At 70.1% G+C, this 18,106-nt stretch carries 16 protein-coding genes; 2 read left to right on the forward strand and 14 right to left on the reverse strand.

Annotated elements, in window-relative coordinates; translation table 11 throughout:
* Window positions 1-637 precede the first annotated feature (637 nt).
* From AB0M97_RS25150 to AB0M97_RS25170, 5 genes are all read right to left on the reverse strand, one after another.
* Window positions 638-1,459: an AfsR/SARP family transcriptional regulator gene (locus AB0M97_RS25150; RefSeq protein ID WP_365963239.1), complete on the reverse strand. Its 822-nt coding sequence runs from the start codon at window positions 1,457-1,459 to the stop codon at window positions 638-640.
* 363 nt (window positions 1,460-1,822) lie between these two features.
* Window positions 1,823-2,668, reverse strand: a complete 846-nt coding sequence (locus AB0M97_RS25155; RefSeq protein WP_365963240.1) for an AfsR/SARP family transcriptional regulator — start codon at window positions 2,666-2,668, stop codon at window positions 1,823-1,825.
* A gap of 284 nt (window positions 2,669-2,952) precedes the next feature.
* A complete protein-coding gene (locus AB0M97_RS25160; RefSeq protein ID WP_365963241.1) occupies window positions 2,953-3,624 on the reverse strand; it encodes a ScbR family autoregulator-binding transcription factor in 672 nt (223 codons plus the stop codon).
* 73 nt (window positions 3,625-3,697) lie between these two features.
* The gene (locus AB0M97_RS25165) at window positions 3,698-5,284 is read right to left on the reverse strand and encodes an acyl-CoA carboxylase subunit beta (protein WP_365963242.1); all 1,587 of its coding nucleotides are present in this window, start codon (window positions 5,282-5,284) and stop codon (window positions 3,698-3,700) included.
* 120 nt (window positions 5,285-5,404) lie between these two features.
* Window positions 5,405-5,635 (reverse strand): acyl-CoA carboxylase epsilon subunit, encoded by a 231-nt coding sequence (locus AB0M97_RS25170; RefSeq protein WP_365963243.1) that lies wholly within the window; start codon window positions 5,633-5,635, stop codon window positions 5,405-5,407.
* A gap of 357 nt (window positions 5,636-5,992) precedes the next feature.
* Between AB0M97_RS25170 and AB0M97_RS25175 the strand changes: the two genes are divergently transcribed.
* Entirely contained in the window at window positions 5,993-6,985 is a 993-nt protein-coding gene (locus AB0M97_RS25175; protein WP_365963244.1) for a ScbA/BarX family gamma-butyrolactone biosynthesis protein, read from the forward strand.
* Between the two features lie 311 nt (window positions 6,986-7,296).
* On the opposite strand, the gene AB0M97_RS25180 is transcribed toward AB0M97_RS25175, so the two are convergent.
* The gene (locus AB0M97_RS25180; protein WP_365963245.1) at window positions 7,297-7,944 is read right to left on the reverse strand and encodes a ScbR family autoregulator-binding transcription factor; all 648 of its coding nucleotides are present in this window, start codon (window positions 7,942-7,944) and stop codon (window positions 7,297-7,299) included.
* A 272-nt stretch (window positions 7,945-8,216) separates the two neighbouring features.
* Window positions 8,217-8,945 (reverse strand): HAD family phosphatase, encoded by a 729-nt coding sequence (locus AB0M97_RS25185; protein WP_365963246.1) that lies wholly within the window; start codon window positions 8,943-8,945, stop codon window positions 8,217-8,219.
* Window positions 8,946-9,221: 276 nt separating this feature from the next.
* Here AB0M97_RS25185 and AB0M97_RS25190 point away from each other — a divergent pair, with 276 nt between their 5' ends.
* On the forward strand, window positions 9,222-9,986 hold the full coding sequence (locus tag AB0M97_RS25190) for an SDR family oxidoreductase (protein ID WP_365963247.1): 765 nt from the start codon (window positions 9,222-9,224) through the stop codon (window positions 9,984-9,986).
* 31 nt (window positions 9,987-10,017) lie between these two features.
* Here the strand turns inward: AB0M97_RS25190 and AB0M97_RS25195 are convergent, their stop codons facing one another.
* The 7 genes from AB0M97_RS25195 to AB0M97_RS25225 form a co-directional block, all read right to left on the reverse strand.
* Window positions 10,018-10,419, reverse strand: a complete 402-nt coding sequence (locus tag AB0M97_RS25195) for a DUF6009 family protein (protein ID WP_365963248.1) — start codon at window positions 10,417-10,419, stop codon at window positions 10,018-10,020.
* Window positions 10,416-11,915 (reverse strand): phage/plasmid primase, P4 family, encoded by a 1,500-nt coding sequence (locus tag AB0M97_RS25200; RefSeq protein WP_365963249.1) that lies wholly within the window; start codon window positions 11,913-11,915, stop codon window positions 10,416-10,418. Before AB0M97_RS25200 ends, AB0M97_RS25195 begins: the two co-directional genes overlap by 4 nt.
* Before the next feature lie 618 nt (window positions 11,916-12,533).
* Complete coding sequence (locus AB0M97_RS25205; protein WP_365963250.1) at window positions 12,534-12,917, reverse strand: DUF6009 family protein; 384 nt, start codon at window positions 12,915-12,917, stop codon at window positions 12,534-12,536.
* A gap of 190 nt (window positions 12,918-13,107) precedes the next feature.
* On the reverse strand, window positions 13,108-14,643 hold the full coding sequence (locus tag AB0M97_RS25210) for a phage/plasmid primase, P4 family (protein ID WP_365963251.1): 1,536 nt from the start codon (window positions 14,641-14,643) through the stop codon (window positions 13,108-13,110).
* Complete coding sequence (locus AB0M97_RS25215) at window positions 14,640-15,665, reverse strand: bifunctional DNA primase/polymerase (protein WP_365963252.1); 1,026 nt, start codon at window positions 15,663-15,665, stop codon at window positions 14,640-14,642. Before AB0M97_RS25215 ends, AB0M97_RS25210 begins: the two co-directional genes overlap by 4 nt.
* Window positions 15,666-16,336: 671 nt before the next feature.
* Window positions 16,337-16,972, reverse strand: a complete 636-nt coding sequence (locus AB0M97_RS25220) for a sortase (protein WP_365963253.1) — start codon at window positions 16,970-16,972, stop codon at window positions 16,337-16,339.
* A 10-nt stretch (window positions 16,973-16,982) separates the two neighbouring features.
* Window positions 16,983-17,765, reverse strand: coding sequence for a hypothetical protein (locus tag AB0M97_RS25225; protein ID WP_365963254.1), 783 nt, complete (start codon window positions 17,763-17,765; stop codon window positions 16,983-16,985).
* Between the last annotated feature and the right edge of the window lie 341 nt (window positions 17,766-18,106).

An 18,106-nucleotide genomic window follows, 5' to 3' on the forward strand; every position in this document is an offset into this window, starting at 1 on the left:
AAAACGCTCGGCTGGGAAACCCCAGCCGAGCGCCTCGCTAAGCTCCTGGACACAGCCAGTTGACCTCTGTGTTGCAACGACCCCTGGAATTCGCCCACCGGACAGGGGGCGTCGCGCATGCGAGCGCGGCTCACAAAGCGTCTACGGGCGCCCGATCAGACCGAGTTGTTCCCCACCCGGTTCCGATACGGCCGCTCTCGCCGTCCAATTAAGGAATTGTCCCTTCCGCTTACATTTCCGTTTCCGTTCCGTTTCCGCAGAGTGGATTCACGGACCGGACCGCAGGGGCGGTCATCCGGCGTCATTGCTCGCATTACTCAGTGAGACCCGTCGATGACCCGCCGCCCTCTCTCCGGTGGAATTCAACGCATTGCGGCGAACTCCGCCTTCCGGCCCTCTCGACGCCACGGCCGCGACCGCGGCGGAGCGTTCGGGCCGGCGACCGGGCGGGCCGTGAAGGCGTGCCCGGCCGTCCGTGGTGGAGAAGGTGAGGGACGCAGGCCCGCGCGCCCGGTGGTCCGCCCGGACGAGCCGTGCCGTCACCCTGTCCGCTTCACCTCGCGCACGGCACCCGAGGGTGCCGTGCGCGTCTCGCGCATCACGTCTCAGTACGACTCGGCCCCCGCTCCGGTCGGCCTCAGGCGGCGTAGAGGTCGAAGGTCGAGGTGCGCCGCGACCCGGAGACGACGTCGAGCTGCGGGTCGACCGACAGCATGGCCTGGTGCAGCCGCTGCACCTGCGGCGACGGCTCGACGCCCAGTTCCTCGATCAGCCGGATGCGCAGCTTGCGGTAGACGGCCAGGGCCGACGCCTGCCGTCCCGACCGGTACAGCGCCACCATGGCCTGCGAGTGCAGCCCCTCGTGCTGCGGGTACCGCGCCGTCAGCTCGGCGAGCTCCGCGAGGAGTTCGGAGTGCCGGCCGAGCCGCAGGTCGGCGTCGATGCGCCGCTCGACGGTGCCGAGCCGGCTCTCCTCCAGGCGCATGACCTCGATCTGGAGGACCGGGCCGACCCGTACGTCGACCAGTGCGGGCCCGCGCCACAGGTCCAGTGCCTTGCGGAAACGGTCCGCCGAGGTCTCGTCGTCCCCGGCTTCGAAGGCCGACCGCCCTTCCGCGACGAGGCGCTCGTACTCGTGCACGTCGACGCTCTCGGGCGGTATCTGGAGCAGGTACCCCCCGTGCCGTGTGGCGAGCACCTCCTTGGCCCTGCCGGGGGCGTCGGGTCCCATCGCGGTGCCCAGGTGCCGACGGAGCTGGAGGATGTAGGTCTGCAACGTGGTGAGCGCGCTCTGCGGCGGCTCGGTTCCCCAGATCTCCTCCATGAGCGTGGGGACCGGCATCACCCGTCCGGGGTAGAGGGCGAGCAGGGAGAGAATCTGCCGCGGCTTACCGGCCGTCGGGACGAGTGATCCCCCGTTGACCTCGGCACTCAACGGACCTAGAACCTGAATCTTCACTGCTTTCCTCCGTACTCGTCGTTCCTCTCGTGGCTGAATTTCGTCGCCGGGAGCACACTAGCGTGAATAACCCCACACCCCATTTTTCTCGACCGGGACTTGAGGGCGTTTCAACTGGGAACCAGGCATGCGGAATGAGCCATTCAGGAATGCGTGGACGGCGGCTCGACCCGGTCCATCGGAATTCCACCGCAATTCTGTTGCCCCGTGCAGGCGAATGCGGAAGGGGGGCCGTGCGAATCCGCGGGACGGTGAGGGGGGAAAGCAGCGGGCGGCCCGATGCCGCCGCTCCCGGCACCGGGCCGCCCGTGTTGCGGGGGCTACGGCGGCCCTGGTGGCCGCGCCGCCCCCTTGAGGGGGTACTCAACTGGTCGGAACAAGCCGCTCCCTGGCGGCGTGGGGCGCCACGGCCACCGTCTCGGGGTGGGACATGAGGATGGACCTCTGGAGGCGCTGGAGCCCTGCGGACGGCTCCAGGCCGAGGTCCCGCACGAGCGTGGCACGCAGCCGCTGGTAGACCTCCAGGGCCTCGCCGCGCCGCCCGGAGCGGTACAGCGCCAGCATGAACTGGCCGTGCAGGTTCTCGTGCGTGCGGTAACGGTTCACCAGGACCGTGAGTTCGGCCAGCAGTTCACGGTGGCGCCCCAGCCTGAGGTCGGCCTCGATGCGCTGGTCGAGCGCGCACAGCCGGTTCTCCTCCAGCCGCCTGATCTCCATTTCGAGCTGCGCCCCCGCCTGCACGTCCGCGAGGGCGGTGCCGGACCACAGGGCCAGCGCCTCCCGCAACTGCCGCGCGGCGCCGGGGAAGTCGCCCGCGTCCATGGCCCGGTATCCCGTGCCCGCCAGGCGCTCGAACGTACGGACGTCGCTCTGGCCGCCGCCGCTCACCAGCATGTAGCCGCTGGGCATCGTCACCAGCACGTCCTTGGCGGTGCGCCGGCCGCTCTCCCCCATCGCTTGCTCCCCCTCGCCCTTCTCCAGCGCCACGGCGATGAGTTCGCGCAACTGGAGGACGTACGTCTGGAGGGTGGTGCGGGCGCTGCGCGGCGGGGTGGCGCCCCAGAGTTCGTCGATGAGTGCGGAGACGGGCACCACCCGGTCGGCGTGCAGCGCCAGCAGGGCCAGCACCTGACGCGGCTTGGGAGCCGTCGGCGTGATGGAGATTCCGTTCTCCTGTACGGCCAGTGCGCCGAGTACCTCGATGTCCACGCGATCTCCCCTGTCTTGTGCCCGAGTGCTCCGGTCAACGTGGCGTCACCTGATGCCCGTCCGGCGCCTGGACAAGACTAAAAACAGCGCGGATGGTATGTCAATACCAAACCGCACGCCCTGTATTTTGCGAGGGGATCTCAAGAAGAGATGCGCGCTGACCTGCGGATACGTCATCCGTCCAGGGGGCCTCCAGGCGGTCTGCGGCGAGATTCGAGTGATCCTTGGCAGGCAAACAGGGGCGCACTAACGAACTTCGAGCGCAAAACAGACCGTCAAGTCCGCTACTGCTCGGAGCGCGTCTGGAGGGAGGACCGCTCCCGGCAGGAGGCTGCCGCGCGCGTTCGCGATCCGGCGGTCACCAGCCGGCCCAGGTCCTGCCGGCCGGCGAGCCGCGGCAGGACCACCTCCCAGAAGCGGGTGACGTTCTGCCGGGACAGCCAGGAGGCGTCATCGCCGCCGAGGACCTCGAAGCCGGTGGTCGCGGCGACGATGACACGGGCGCTGTCCGCCCAGGACACCCCCTCCGCCAGCGCGCCGTTGCGCTCGGCCCTGCGGAGGGTGTCCTCGACCCAGTGCCGCCACTGCGCCCGCAGGGTGCGCCGCCCCCGGCGCGCACTGTCGCCGGCGAGCCGGAACCCGCCGCGGACCACGATGTCGTGGGCGAGCGAGCCCATCAGCTCGTGCGTGGCGTCCACCACCGCCTGCAGCGAGTCACCCTGCCGGATCTGCGCCGCCTCGGTGATCCGGTGGACGATCTCGGCGGCCTCCGCCTCGACCGCGTCGGCGAGCGCGCTCTTGTTGGCGAAGTGGAAGTGCAGCGCCCCGTTGCTGACGCCGGCCCGCCGGCTGATGGTGCTCAGCGACGCCATGGCGAAGCCCTCCTCGGCGAACACCGCGGCCGCTGATTGGATCAGTGCGTGCCGGGTACGGGCCGCTCGCTCCTGTTTCACCATGTCCTGTCTCCTGAGGAACGGGACGTCGAAGGCCGGCGCCGTACCGACATCCCCGGTCCCTGGGAACGTACCGCTACTGCGGCGGATTGCCGTGCTTGCGGGACGGCAGGCCGGCGTGCTTGCTGCGGAGCATGGCCAGCGAGCGGATGAGGACCTCGCGGGTCCCGTCCGGCTCGATCACGTCGTCCACCAGGCCACGCTCGGCCGCGTAGTACGGGTGCATGAGCTCGGCCTTGTACTCCTTGACCAGCTTCTGCCGCATGGCCTCGGGATCCTCGGCCTCGGCGATCTGACGACGGAAGATGACGTTGGCCGCGCCCTCGGCGCCCATCACGGCGATCTCGTTCGTCGGCCAGGCGTAGGTCAGGTCCGCACCGATGGACTGGGAGTCCATGACGATGTAGGCACCGCCGTACGCCTTGCGCAGGATCAGCGAGATGCGCGGCACGGTCGCGTTGCAGTACGCGTAGAGCAGCTTCGCGCCGTGCCGGATGATGCCGCCGTGCTCCTGGTCGACGCCCGGCAGGAAACCCGGGACGTCCAGCAGCGTGATGATCGGGATGTTGAAGGAGTCGCAGAACTGCACGAAACGGGCGGCCTTTTCGCTGGCCTCGATGTCGAGGACGCCCGCGAGGGTCTGGGGCTGGTTGGCGACGATGCCGACCGTCTGCCCGTCGAGCCGGCCCAGCGCGCAGATGATGTTCCGCGCCCAGCGCTCGTGGACCTCCATGTACTCGCCGTCGTCGACGATCTCCTCGATCACCTTCGCCATGTCGTACGGCCGGTTGCCGTCCGCCGGCACCAGGTCCAGCAGCACCTGTGAACTCCGCTCGACAGGGTCGCCGGTGCGCACCCTCGGCGCGGCCTCCCGGTTGTTCTGCGGGAGCAGGGAGAGCAGGTAGCGCACCTCGGCGAGGCAGGTCTCCTCGTCGTCGTAGGCGAAGTGGCACACGCCCGAGGTCTCCGCGTGGACGTCGGCGCCGCCCAGGCCGTTCTGCGTGATCTCCTCCCCCGTCACCGCCTTGACCACGTCGGGGCCGGTGATGAACATCTGCGAGGTGTCGCGGACCATGAACACGAAGTCCGTCAGGGCGGGGCTGTAGGCCGCGCCGCCCGCGCACGGGCCGAGCATCACCGAGATCTGCGGGATGACCCCGGAGGCCTTGGTGTTGCGCTGGAAGATGCCGCCGTAGCCGGCGAGGGCGGAGACACCCTCCTGGATACGGGCCCCGGCGCCGTCGTTGAGGGAGACCAGAGGAGCCCCGGTGGCGATGGCCATGTCCATGATCTTGTGGATCTTCGCGGCGTGGGCCTCGCCCAGCGCGCCACCGAAGATCCGGAAGTCGTGCGCGTACACGAAGACCGTACGGCCCTCCACCGTCCCCCAGCCGGTGATCACACCGTCCGTGTACGGCTTCTTCAGCTCCATGCCGAAGCCGGTCGCCCGGTGCCGGCGCAGCTGCTCGACCTCCCGGAAGGAGCCCGGGTCCAGGAGCAGTTCGATGCGCTCCCGCGCGGTCAGCTTGCCCTTGGCGTGCTGCGCCGCGGTCGCCTGCTCGCCGGGACCGGTCAGCGCCTGCTCACGGATTTTGTGCAGTTCCGCCACATGACCGCGTATGTCGATCGGCTCGATGGGTGCGAGGGCAGTCGTCATCGTCATCTCTGGTCTCTTCCTGGGACAGGTCCGAGAAGATCCCGCCCCGGTTCCACGGAGAACATGGTCAAACCATCTGATACGTTTCGTCTCTGCGCCGGAAGGCTGCTGCGGGCCACAGTCGGCTCACCGCCAACTGGTGGGCGGCGCATAGCTTTTCAGTGACGTCCACCAGTTCCACCCGAGCGTCGCTTCCGGCTCGGGCTCCCCCTGGTCCGACGCCCGCTCCCTCTGGTCCGACGCCCGCTCCCTCTGGTCCGACGCCCGCAGAGCGAGCAGCACCGCCGTGAGAGCGGCCAGTTCCTCCTCACCGGCCCGGCCGCGTTCCACACGGAGCACGGTTTCTGCACTCTCCATCCCGTTCGTCCCTCCTTGCACTGTACTGGCCATGGTCGATCGCGGGACTTGAGAGGCGGTGAGGACTCGCTTGAGAGCCGCCGGGATGCCGCTGCGGGAGCAGCCGGGGGACGGAGCGAAAGGCCCGACGAGCGGTGAAAGCGACTGCTCGCCCCGGATGTCCCAGGGTCCTCGCACATGACGAAGACGGCCAAAGGCCCTTGTGAGGCTCAATCGGGCTTCGAGACGGAATCGATCAGTCCGAAAGTCGTGGAAGTGGAGCGCCTCGTTCCTCTGGAAAGTAAACCGGATGGTATGTATCTTCCCTGCCTGAGGGAACCGCTCATTTCAGGTCAACGTCAGCTGAGGGGGCCAGACATGTCTGCGAGCACGTTCCACCTCGAACGCGCGATCTCCGGCACTCACGACACGTGGCGCGGTGCCACGGGGCCGGTGCACCCCGTGGTGCTGCACCAACCGTCCCTGACCACCACTGTTCCCAAGGAGTTCGTCCACCGCGCCAGCGTCGCCGAGGTCATGCTGACCGGCTGGACGCGCAGGGACGACAGCCACTTCACGGTGGCCGCCCAATGGCCCCGTCGACATGGATTCTTCGCCACCATCGACGGATATCATGACCCACTTCTGGTGGCCGAAACAATCCGTCAGACCGGTCTCCTGCTGGCCCACGCCGAATTCGCCGTCCCGCTCGGCCACCAGTTCCTGATGTGGGACCTCAGCGTCGACGTCAGACCGGAGTGCCTCTTCATCGAGACCACGCCGGCCGCACCCGAGATCGAGGTCGCCTGCACGGACATCAAGCGCCGGGGCAACAGCATTTCGGGGCTTCACCTGACCGTCGTGATCCGCCGTGACGGCCAGGTGGCCGCGACCGGGGCCGCGACCTTCAACTGCACCTCACCGACCGTCTACCGGCGCCTGCGGGCCGCCCGGATCGGCGACGGCGTTCCCGCGCCGCTGCCCCTGACGAGCCCGATCGCGCCGCAGGACGTCGGCCGCACCTCGCCCACCGACGTGGTCCTGTCCCCCGCTGCGGAGCCGGACTGCTGGCAGCTGAGAGTGGACACCCGGCACCCCGTGCTCTTCGACCACCCCGTCGACCACGTGCCGGGCATGGTCCTGATGGAAGCCGCCCGCCAGGCCGCGGCCGCGTTCCTGGGGCGCGCCTGCCTGCCGATCGGCATGACGAGCGAGTTCACCCGGTACGCGGAACTGGACTCCCCCTGCATGATCAAGGTGTGCGCTCTGACGGCGGAGGCGTCGCAGCCGGAGCGCCTGCTCGTGACCGGCCATCAGGACGGCACCGTGGTCTTCAGCTCGGTCATGACCGTCGCACCGGAGACGTGCTGAGGGCGGATCCGTCTGTTTCACCTGTGCCGCCCTTTGAGTCGCTTCAGTCGCTGAGCATGCCCCACAGGTCCTGTGACCAGTGATGTCGCCCAGCGACTGAAGCGCACTGGCGTGGTGGCAGCCCGGCACAGACAGAACCCGCCCTCGGTCGAAGGACCCGTGAAGGGCGGGCGTGGCAGGTGACCGGAACCCGGCATCGCCGGGGGCCGCTCGGCCGGAGCGCATGACCCGGCTCCGCCGCGACTCGGCCTCACCGGAAAGGTGGGGCGCTGCCGCGCTTCCCAGACCACCGGGTCTGTGGAAGCGCCGGCTCAGACCCCCGCGGACACCAAGTCCTCCTCCTCGGCGACCAGGCGGGCCCCGCGGTCGGCGGCCACGTCCAGGCGCAGCAGGACCCCGGGCGAGGCGATGGAGGGCAACAGGCTCTTCAGCAGCAAGGACACGCGGTGCTCGACATCCTGCAGGTTGGTCTCCAACTGCGCGTACATCTGCACCCCGTTGAAGGCGCCGACCACCATCTCGGCGATCTCGCGGGGGACCACGTGCGACAGCGTCTCCCCGCGCTGCTGGGCCTCGGTGAGGATGTCCGTCAGCAGCCCCACCCACTGCGACCAGGCACTGCCGTAGTGGTCACGGCCGATGGGGTCCGCGGAGAGCCGGGCACCGGCCCGCAGGACGGGGTCGTACCTCAGCCGGTGCGCCACCGACATGGCGACGTCCACCAGCTCCTGCAGCTTGATCTCCTGCGGGGGCGGCCGACGGGTGGTCTGCTCCTCCAGCACGCCCTTGGCCAGTGCTTCCTTGGAGTCGAAGTGGAAGTAGAGCGCGCCCTTGGTCACCCCGGCGATCTTGAGGATGTCCGCGACCGTCGCCGCCATGTACCCGTGCTCGGCGAAAACCCTGGCGGCTGCCTCTATCACAGCGTGGCGAGTCCTGACCGCTCGCTCTTGTTGGGCCATGCGACCTCCCCTTCAGTCCAGCCGCGCTGCGCAGGCACGGAACTCATCATAAAAAAACCGACTAGGAGGTACCTTAAGCGTCAGAGCGAGCCATTCACCAGCCCCCATGAGGCATATTCGCCCGTTTCCCGAGGGGCCGGAGGGCGCGCACCAGGCTGCCCGCCCCCACCGTTCCTGCCGCCGAAGGGGCCCCCGCAGGGACCCCTGGCCCGGTGGCACCGGCCCGGACGGGGCGGACATCATCCCGCAGCGCCGGTCCCCGCCGGTAGCCGTCAGGCGTGTGCGGTGACCAGCTCGCGCCGGCCGGCCGGCGCCGTGGCCGGCCACGGCCACAGGCGCCCCGCGGCGGCTTCGGCATCGAGGCGCTCCAGCAGCCGCTCGTCGATGTCGTCGAGGGAGCCGACGATGTGCCGCACCCCGGCCTCCCGCATCAGCTGCCGCTGGAAGCTGTGCTCGTAGGCGGACGGATGCCCGATGAACGCCGCCCCCAGGGCCTGCGCGGTCTCGGCCACCCGCGCCACGTCGTCGATGAACAGCGCCTGGTCGCAGCGGACGCCGAAGACGTCCTCGGCGATCTCCCGGACGCCGGGCCGGAAGGAGTCGGTGCACACGTACCGGGGCCCGTCGAAGTACTTGGAGAGGTGGGGCAGGTGACGGTCGAAGTGGCTGCGCCCCAGACCGCCGTAGCACACCAGGGCCGCCCCGGTGGCACGGAGCCGCTCGAGCAGCGCGCCGGCACCGTCGAGCACGCGCACCGGACACTCCGTGAGGTACTGCGCCCGCTCGCGGAAGTAGTCCCGCAGCACCTCTTCGGGGGTGCCGGGCCCGCCCAGCGCCGCGGCGGCCCGCAGCTGGGGCTGGGAGAGCACCGCGCGCTCCAGCTCCGCGGTGTAGACGCCCCCGCGGCGGACCACGAACCGGTGGATGACGGGACTGAAAGTGTCGTTGAGCAGAACCCCGTCGATGTTGACCGCAATCAGTTGCAGATGCCGCAAGACCATCGGGACCGCCTGACGTCGAGCCGCACGGACTGGCGCGTGCGGCGCTGGATGAGCGAAAGGACGTGACAGCACTGTGGTGAAGCTGTGAACCTTTCACAGCCGGGCCAAAATATTAAACCGGGTGCCCGGTTTCTTCAATGGGGCCCCCGGGGGCCCTCCGGTCCGCATCGGCGTCCCGAGAAGAAGCTGCAAAGTCCTGTCCCGCACGGTTCTTACCGGTTAGCTTGCCTGCCCGGGACCGGTGCCTACGGTGCGCCAGGGACAGGGGAGGAAACAGTGGGGAGTCTCGAGGGCAGAACAGCGCTGGTCACCGGCGCGGGGCGGGGAATAGGCCGGGCCATCGCCCGTCGTCTCGCCGCGGACGGCGCGCTCGTCGCCGTGCACTACGGCAGCGACGAGGAGGCCGCCCAGAAGACCGTGGCGATGATCGCCGAGGAAGGCGGCCGCGCCTTCACCGTGCACGCCCTGCTCGGCGTGCACGACGACGCCAGGACGCTGTACGAGGGGTTCGACCGCGGCCTGAAGGAACTCGGCGAGCCGGTGGCGCTGGACATCCTGGTCAACAACGCGGGTTTCAACGTCCGGGGCGGCGTGGCGACTGTGACACCGCAGGACTTCGACCGGCTCATGGCCGTACTCGCCAGGGCGCCGCTGTTCCTCGTGCAGCAGGGGCTGCCGCGGCTGCGGGAGGGGGGCCGTATCGTCAACATCAGTTCTGCGGCCACCCGCGTGGCCTTCACCTCGGCCCTCGCCTACACCATGGCCAAGAGCGCGCTCGATGCCCTCACCCGCACGCTCGCCAAGGAGCTGGGGTCCCGGCAGATCACGGTCAACTCGGTGACGCCGGGCTTCGTCAGGACGGAACTGAACAAGCAGCGCTGGGCCACACCGGAAGCCGAGGCGGCCCACGCCGCGCTCTCGGTGTTCCGGCGCATGGGAGAGCCGAAGGACATCGCGGACGTGGTGGCCTTCCTCGCCTCCGACGACTCGCGTTGGGTGACGGGCCAGTGCATCGACGCGTCCGGCGGTACGGGCCTGTAGCGCGGGCGCCGCCCCGCAAGGGGGCCCGTGGTCACAGCGGGAGCGTGACGCCCGTTTCCCGCATCGTCGACGAGGGCGGCCCGCCCTCGGAGCGTTCCGTCTTGCGGCCCTTGCTGCCCGGCTCCAGCGTGCGCGGGTCCACGGCCTCGGCGGGCGCGCCGGTGGCGTACAGGCCGTCGGGGGCGCTGTCGCGGTCGTGCGGGAGCAGCCAGAAGACCCGCCGGCGGAAGGTGCCGGAGGAGCGGGAGGGTTTGGCGTCCGGTCCCAGCAGCGCGTAGCCGACCATGCGGCCGTCGCGGTGGTAGGCGGGCCTGCCTCGTCGGGTCGGCAGCCGGTCCAGGCTCTGGCGCACGTAGTCCAGCTTGCTGACGTCCTCGAGCCAGACGAAGTCGACCTCGTGGACGATTTCGTCCTCTGCGATGAGGGCACTCATGCTGTCTCCTCGTCGGCGACCAGTCCGATGCCCGGGTAGTACTTGCGCTGGTTGGACAGGATCATGTCCTTGGGCGATGCCAGCCCCACCACCTCGCGTACGCGTGCCGCGAACGCCCGGGACGACACGGCCGGGGCTCCTTCATTCTGACACCACGTCTTATAAGCCGCGTAGAGACGGGCCTGTTCCGCTCTCGAACCAGGCTCTGTCCGGCAGCACTCGCTCAGGAACCGCCCGGTGTAGTCCTCGGTTTCGGCATAGGCGTTCGTGGCGATCCGCACCCGCTCCGGCCCGGTGAGGTCCTTCTCCCCCGCCAGGTAGCGGCGGGCGCCCGTGATGAGCCAGTTGAGGATGCCGGGGCCCTCCTCGTTGACGAGGATGTCCGCCAGGTTGTCGATCTTGTGGCCGTCGGGTACCACCCGCTCGAACGGGATGAGCCGCATGCGCCGCCAGAAGGCGAAGCCGCCGGTGCCGACCTCGGGCCGGTGGTTGCCGAGCAGCCAGAGCTTGTGGGTGGGCTGGAAGCTGAAGAAGTCCTGCCGCATCCGGCGGGCCTTGATCCGGTCGCCGCCGGTCAGCAGTTTCACCCGGGCCTCGTCGAAGCGGTCGCCGGGCTTGACCTCGTTGCACACGATGACGCGCCGGCCGTGCAGTTCGGCGAGGTCGGTGGGGTGGCCCTCATAGGGGCGGGCCATCAGGAAGCCGGGCGGGGCCGCGTCCGCGTAGTCGCCGACCAGTTTCATCACCACGTCCAGGAGTACGGACTTGCCGTTCTTGCCGGAGCCGAACAGGAAGGGCAGGACCTGCGCTCCGACGTCGCCGGTGATGGAGTACCCCAGCAGCAGATGCAGGAACTCGATCATCTGGGCACCCTCGGGCCCGTCGCCGAAGGTGTCGGTGAGGAACCGGTCCCAGCGGGGCGTGGGCATCTGCTGGGGGGCCACGGTGGTGGAGCGGGCGTGGAAGTCCTTGTTGGGGTCGGGTCTGCGGAGCAGTCCGGTGCGCAGGTCGACGACGCCGCCCGGGGTGCACAGCGCGTACGGGTCGGCGTCCAGCTGGGAGGCGTTGAGGACCATGCCCGGCGCGGACTTCGCCTGGGCGAGCATCGCGTTCATGCCGCTGGTGCTCAGGGCGCGGCGGCGGTGCTGCTGGAGCGCGCCGGCGCTGTGCACGCCGCGCGGGTCGGTGGTGGCGATGGACTCCGCCAGGTCGCCGGCCGCCCACAGCACGGTCTCGTCCTCGTCGATCTGCCAGCGGGTGCCGTCCCAGCGGAACCAGCCGAGGCCGGGGACGTGCCGGTAGTCGTTGGAGTAGAACTTCACGAACAGCTTGGCGTTGCCACGGTCGCTGAGCGTGTCCGGCAGGAGCCCGTCGGCCGGGGCCTGTGTCGCGCTGCGGGCCTGCCGGGGGGCGGGCACGGTGACGGGCTGGGCGAGGATCTGTGCGGCAACCGCCTTGGCGTCGAAACGGAACAGCGCCTGCTCGTCGGAGGACATCAACAGCCTCCCGAGGACGTCCGCGCGGCAGGCGCGAGTGTCCGTGAGCAGTTGAGTGAGCCCCGCAGCTCAGAGGCCATGCGCACCCCCCATCAGCGACTGAAGCGACTGAGCGACCGACACAGAGTAGCGAAGCCTGAGTGCACCACAGTGACTGATGGGCAACAAACATTCGTTGCGGCGGGATGGCAGCGACTCGGGCGGGAAACGGCCAGCGACCGGGACCGGTGGCCGGCCCGCCCTCGGTCGTCGTCAACAGCGCAGGTGAAGGCGCGTACGGGACCGGAAAAGCGACTGAAGCGACTGAAGGTCGCTATATATGACGCGCACGCGCGCATGCCCATGTCTTCATATACCCGAACCGTGGGTAGCTTCAGTCGCTGCCGCCCCGGTTACACCGGCTCTGGCCTGCGGGTTTGTCGCGCGCGTTGCCAGCGACGCAGGCCGTGGTCCGTCGCTGTCCCCCGGTCGCTGCCCCTGCCGAAGGGCTCGGCCACAGCGACCGAGAACTGATGCAGGACGTTCCGGTTCGCCGTCGTGGGCCGCCGGTACGGCCCAGTGCGTCTCAAGTCGCCCTGCAGCAAGGCTGGATGCGCCGCGCGCCTCGCCTGCCCGGGGTCAGAGCCGGGTGCCTGCCGCGGCGGCCGGGCCGCGCTGGGAACGCGGGGTCTTCTCGCCGACCTTCTTGACGTCGACGGTGCGCGGGTCGACGGCCTCCCCCGGGGCGCCCTCCTGGTACAGGCCCTCGGGCTGGGTGTCGCGGTCGTGCGGCAGCAGGAAGAACACCCGGCGCCGGTACAGGCCGCTGTCGGGGTCGGCTTCGGCGTGGTCGTCGAGTTCGGCGTAGCCGACCATGCGGCCGTCACGGGCGTAGCGGGGCTTGTTGCGGCGCCGTGGGGTCTTGTCGAGGGCCTGGCGGACGTAGTCGAGGTTCTCCGGGTCTTCCAGCCACACCACGTGCGCCTCGTGGGTGAGATCGCCCTCGGTCAGTAGCGAGCTCATGGCTGCTGCCCCTCCTCTGTGTGCCGGGCCGGACGGTGGTCCGCCTCGTGGTGTCGTGTGCCGGCTGCTACGGGGCCTGGCGACGCGACTTCATGGTAGGCCGGGCGGTGGCGGGTGGGTAGGGGCGCCGGAGCGGGCCAGGGGCCCCGGTGGCCGAAGGACGGGAGCAGGGGGCGTCTGGTCAGGTGGTTCATGAGTGGCTGTCCAGCAGGGCGAGACCCGGGTAGTACTTGCGGCCGTTGGATTTGATCATGTCGGCGGGTGAGGCGAGCCCGACCTCCTGCCTCACCCGGGTGGCGAAGGCGCGGGCCCCGGCGGGGCGGATGCCTTCGCCCGCGCTGCACCAGGCGGCGTACGCGGTGTAGAGCAGGCCCTGTTCGACGCGCAGGTCGGGCTGGGACTCGAGGTCGCGGGTGCAGCATTCGGTGAGGAACCGGCCGATGTGGTCCTCGGTGTTGGCGTAGGCGGTGGTCGCGATGCGTACCCGGTCGGGGCCTTCGAGGTTGTCACGGGTGGTGAGGTAGCGGCGGGCTCCGTCGATGAGCCACTGGAGGATGCCGGGGCCTTCGTCGCGGACGAGTTCGAAGGCCAGGTTGTCGATCTTGCGGTGGTCGGGGACCGTGCGTTCGAAGGGCAGCAGGCGGATGCGGCGCCAGAACGCGAAGCCGCCGGTGGTGACTTCGGGCCGGTGGTTGCCCAGCAGCCACAGGTGGTGGGTGGGCGTGAAGGAGAAGTAGTCCTGCCGCATCCGGCGGGCCTTGATCTTGTCGCCGCCGGTCAGCAGCCGCACGCGGGCCTCGTCGAACTTGTCGTTGGGCTTCAGTTCGCTGCACACGATGAGGCGGCGGCCGTGCAGCTCGGTGAGTTCGGTGGAGTGCTCGGAGAACGCGCCGCGGTCCATGAGGAAGCCGGGCGGGGCGGCGTCCGCGTAGTCCCCGAGGATCTGGATCATGGTGTCGAGCAGGACGCTCTTGCCGTTCTTGCCGTGGCCGTGGAGGAACGGCAGGACCTGGGCGCCGACGTCGCCGGTGATGGAGTACCCCAGCAGCAGATGCAGGAAGTCGATCATCTCCTGGCCCTCGGCGTCGTCGCCGAAGGTGTCGCTGAGGAAGCGGTGCCAGCGCGGTGTCTCGCATCGTTGCGGGGCGACGCTGGTGGCCCGGGAGTGGAAGTCCCGGGTGGGGTCCGGCTTGCGCAGCAGGCCGGTGTGCAGGTCGACGACTCCGGCCGGAGTGCACAGCGCGTAGGGGTCGCCGTCGAGGGTGTCGGGGTCCACGGAGAGGTCCGGTGAGGCCTTCGCCTGGGTGAGCAGGGCCTTCATGCCGGTGGTGGACAGGGTGCGTCGCTTGTGCCGGGACAGCTCGCGGTCGCTGAACAGTCCTCGCGGGTCGCTGTCCGGCATCTCCTCGGCCATCTCCCCCGCCGCCCACAGGGCCGCCTTCTCGCCGCCGGTGCGTTTCCAGCGGTAGCCGTCCCAGGAGAACCAGCCCAGGCCTTCGACGTGGCGGAACTGGTCGCGGTAGAGCCTGACGAACAGTTTGGCGTTGCCGCGGTCGCTCAGGGTGGTCGGCAGCGGCGCCGCACGCGCCCAGGACGGCGTGACGACCGGCGAGGAGAGCGCCTGGACGGGCAGCACGGCCGACGGCCCGGGCTCTGCCTGGTCGAGGTCCAGCATCTGCTGAGCGGCGGCGCTGGCGTCGAAGCGCGGTCTTTCGGCGCTGCTCATGAACGTCCTTCGAGGTGGAGCGGGCGGGCGGACCCTGCGGCGATGGCGTCGTCGATGATGCGTTCGTTGCGGGCGCTCTGCCGGGGACGCGCGGTGTCGGCGGCCTCGCGCAGCAGGGCGCGTGCGGTGTCCTCGTCGAGGTGCCCGGCGGCGGCGAGCCCGCCGGCCGTGTAGGCGGCCTTGTTGAGCTTCTCGGTGAAGGCGGCTCCCTCGGGCACGGCGGCGCACCCGGCGACGTCCGCCAGCAGCGGGTCGAGGACGCGCCGCCCGCCTGCGGAAGAGGGCCCGGGGCTGCGGCGACGGGGCACGGCAGGGCGGGGACGGGCGGGCGCGGGCGGCTGGATGACGTGCCCGGTCCGTACGAGTTCCACGCCGAGCCATTCCGGCAGGGGGGCGGGCAGCCGCGCCGGCCCCTCGGGCCGGTAGGTGCCCTGGGCGGTGCGGGTGGTGGGGGCCACGATGTAGCCGCCGTCGGCCCGTACGTCGACCTGCCAGGCCAGCGCGACCTTGGTGCTGGACCCGGTCGAGCAGCGGAACCGGGTGGCCGGGTACGGGTTGCGGTACCAGACGTGCAGGCCGCCGGAGGGCGTGCGGACGCGCAGGGTGCCGGCGTCCTCGGCCGGGCTCGGCTGCCCGCGCAGTGCGGCGAGGAGCGCGAGGGTGTCGAAGCCGGACGCAAGTCCCCGCAGGTTCACCGAGTCGTGGATGGGGATGCCGGGAAGCAGGCGGTTGCGGTCGGGGACCGGCGCGCGGTGCGCGTCGATGTCGATGACGATCAGGTCCGCTCCCCCGCAGGCGATGCCGACGCCCCGCGCCGGGGTGTGCGACCACCAGCTGTCGATCTGGGCCAGGTCGGTGGTCGCGGCGTGGAACCCGTGGCAGGGGCGGCCGGCGGACCGGCAGGCGCAGCCCGCGGGCGGGTGGCGGCGGTCCCTGCACCGGGGGCAGTTGGCGACGGGAGTCTTGCGGCCGGGTGCGAGGGGGTGGACGGGCCAGCCCTGCTCCGCGCACCAGCGGGCCACGGCGTGGGGCGTGGCAGACCCCGCTGGGGCTGCGGACTTGCTCGTCACACCGGGGCCGGGCACGTGTCTGTCCTTCTGCCGAGAGGGACTGTAGGGACTGTATTTCGGAAGAGAGTCTAGGTCCCGGGCTCGGCACAGGCGCAGCAGCTTTCCCGCGTGGCGGTTCATCAGTCCCTCGGTCCCTACCGCACCTTGAGTCTCCCCTGAGCCGGACTCGACCGAGAACCGGTCCGGATCCCGGCCGGATCTCCTGCGGCGGAGGCCTGTCCGGCGCCCGGGGGCAGGGACCGGGACTGAGGCGAGGGACCAGACCCTCCCTCCGCCCCTTTGGTCCCTCGCTTCAGTCCCTCCATGTTTTCGCAGGTCAGAGGCCAAATGAGGGCTCCGCAAGGGACTGAAGGGACTCAAAGTCGCCATTATGAGCTAGCTATGTATATAAGGCTGACTATATGTACGCGCGCACATACGCGCGTACGCGCTAAAGGCTTATAACAGGGAAGTTGAGTCACTCCAGTCCCTGTCCCCACCGACAAGAGCCGTCTGACCTGCGCTTTTGCCAGGGACCGAAGGGCAGGGACCGAAGAGTGCCAGACCCTGCCCTTCGGTCCCTGGGCTTCGTGCCGTCTCACGGAGCCGGGGCCGGAGGCCTCTTCTGCGGAAGCGGCCTCGCTCTACCTCGCCGGGTGGGCGGTGATGACCAGGTTGGCCCGGTACTCCTTGGCTGCTTCGTCCCAGTCGGCGCAGGTGAGGAGCGTCAGCTGCGGGTGGGGGGTCGGGCCGTAGACCGTTTCGGACGGCAGGGAGCTTTTGGCGTAGACGTGCAGCGCGGTGACGGTGAAGTGCGCGTCGCGGCCGTCTTCGCGCTCGACCGTGATGCGGTCGCCTGCGCGCAGGGCGCCCAGTCCGTAGAAGGCGGCGGGCCCGCTGGTGGAATCCAGGTGCGCGGCCAGGACGGCGTTGCCTCGTTCCCCCGGGGTGACGGATCCGGTGTGCCAGCCGGCCCGGTCGGGGTCGGCCGGCAGGGCCACGGAGCCGTCCTTCGCGGTACCGACCGCCTCCACGGGTGCGGCCAGGCCGATGCGCTTGGCCGTGATCCGGACCGGCTCGGAGGCGGGCAGCACGGGAGCCCCGCGGCCGGGGGTGGCCGCGGGCAGCTGGACGTGTGCACGGGCTGACGACGGTGGGGCCGGTGGCGGCTGCTGGGAGGGCAGGAACGCGACGGCCAGCAGGCCCAGCCCCGCGGTGGCGCATGCGGTGGCCGCCGCGGTGCAGACACCGCGGCGGCCACTGAAGCGGCGGACCCCCATGCCGGCCGGGTCAGCCCTGGTGGGCGCTGCGGCGGCGCAGCCCGTACGCGGCCACGGCTCCGGCGAGGAGCGCGGCGCCGCCGGCGGCAGCGGCGGTGTTCACGGAAGTCTGGGTTCCGCCCTGGCCGCCGTGCACGGCGCCCTTGGCGGCCGTCTTCAGCGCCCCGCACAGCGCGGGGTTGGTGGCCTCCGACGGCAGCTTGGGGTCGAGGTCGCTGGGGCCGAGGACGTTGTCGTACTTGCCGTTGCCGTTGTAGTCGATGCCGTGGACGACGACGACGCCGGTTCCCTCGCGCAGGCTCATGGCCGCCTCGTCGCTGAGGTGGATGGTGCGCTCGTAGTGGACCTTGTCCCCGACGGGGAAGCGGTCCACGGCCAGCCCGGAAGCGGGGCTGGTGTCGCCGGTGGTGGTCAGCGAGGTGCCGATGCCACCGTAGAAGGGGGCGCCGTCGGTGGTGTTGAGGAAGACGTTGCCGTTGCGCTTCTTGGCGACCGTTTCCGGCGGGCACACGCCCTTGGCACCGATGTGGAAGTGCTGGGCGTGCGGGGCGCCGGCCAGCAGGCCGCTGTGCTTGACCGTCACGTGGGCCTTGTTGCCCTCCAGGTGCACCATGGCGGTGCCCGACCCGGTCACCTTGTTGACCTTGAACGGGTTCAGCGTCGCGTGCAGCGTGATGGCCTTGTCGTGCTTGTCGTGGCCGGAGGTGTCACCGGCCGCCGCCGCCGGGGCGAGCGCCACAGCGGGCGCCAGAGCAGCCAGTGCGGCAAGCGCACAGGCGGTTTTCTTCGTCATTCGTGTCTCCACTGCAGAGAGGATCGGCGCGGCCGACTCCGCCGCACGGGCACAGATCCCGGCCTCGCGGGCAACCGCTGCTGTCAAGCAACGAAGCTGCCTCCCCACCCGTCCCCGCGCCATCCAGGGCGGGCCCGCTACTGGTCCGTAACAGTCGTCACCGACCGTGCACGAGACGTCGACCGACAACCGCTCCCACGTCCGCCACCTGCGGAAGTAGCCGTATGAGACGGAGGGTTGCGTGACCCGGCACGGCAGTCGGCACCCCTACGGCAAACGGGTGGTTCCGACGCCGTCCTGAGCCTCTGAACCTCGGAACAAAAAACTTGATGACGCCCCCC

The organism is Streptomyces sp. NPDC051207 (assembly GCF_040682395.1).
GTDB lineage: Bacteria > Actinomycetota > Actinomycetes > Streptomycetales > Streptomycetaceae > Streptomyces.

Excerpts from the sequence above, each read along its gene's own strand:
- AB0M97_RS25160 (WP_365963241.1), bottom strand. The coding sequence starts at position 3,624 with ATGGTGAAACAGGAGCGAGCGGCCCGTACCCGGCACGCACTGATCCAA.
- AB0M97_RS25165 (WP_365963242.1), bottom strand. The coding sequence starts at position 5,284 with ATGACGATGACGACTGCCCTCGCACCCATCGAGCCGATCGACATACGC.
- AB0M97_RS25170 (WP_365963243.1), bottom strand. The coding sequence starts at position 5,635 with ATGGAGAGTGCAGAAACCGTGCTCCGTGTGGAACGCGGCCGGGCCGGT.
- AB0M97_RS25175 (WP_365963244.1), top strand. The coding sequence starts at position 5,993 with ATGTCTGCGAGCACGTTCCACCTCGAACGCGCGATCTCCGGCACTCAC.
- AB0M97_RS25180 (WP_365963245.1), bottom strand. The coding sequence starts at position 7,944 with ATGGCCCAACAAGAGCGAGCGGTCAGGACTCGCCACGCTGTGATAGAG.
- AB0M97_RS25185 (WP_365963246.1), bottom strand. The coding sequence starts at position 8,945 with ATGGTCTTGCGGCATCTGCAACTGATTGCGGTCAACATCGACGGGGTT.
- AB0M97_RS25195 (WP_365963248.1), bottom strand. The coding sequence starts at position 10,419 with ATGAGTGCCCTCATCGCAGAGGACGAAATCGTCCACGAGGTCGACTTC.
- AB0M97_RS25200 (WP_365963249.1), bottom strand. The coding sequence starts at position 11,915 with ATGTCCTCCGACGAGCAGGCGCTGTTCCGTTTCGACGCCAAGGCGGTT.
- AB0M97_RS25205 (WP_365963250.1), bottom strand. The coding sequence starts at position 12,917 with ATGAGCTCGCTACTGACCGAGGGCGATCTCACCCACGAGGCGCACGTG.
- AB0M97_RS25210 (WP_365963251.1), bottom strand. The coding sequence starts at position 14,643 with ATGAGCAGCGCCGAAAGACCGCGCTTCGACGCCAGCGCCGCCGCTCAG.
- AB0M97_RS25220 (WP_365963253.1), bottom strand. The coding sequence starts at position 16,972 with ATGGGGGTCCGCCGCTTCAGTGGCCGCCGCGGTGTCTGCACCGCGGCG.
- AB0M97_RS25225 (WP_365963254.1), bottom strand. The coding sequence starts at position 17,765 with ATGACGAAGAAAACCGCCTGTGCGCTTGCCGCACTGGCTGCTCTGGCG.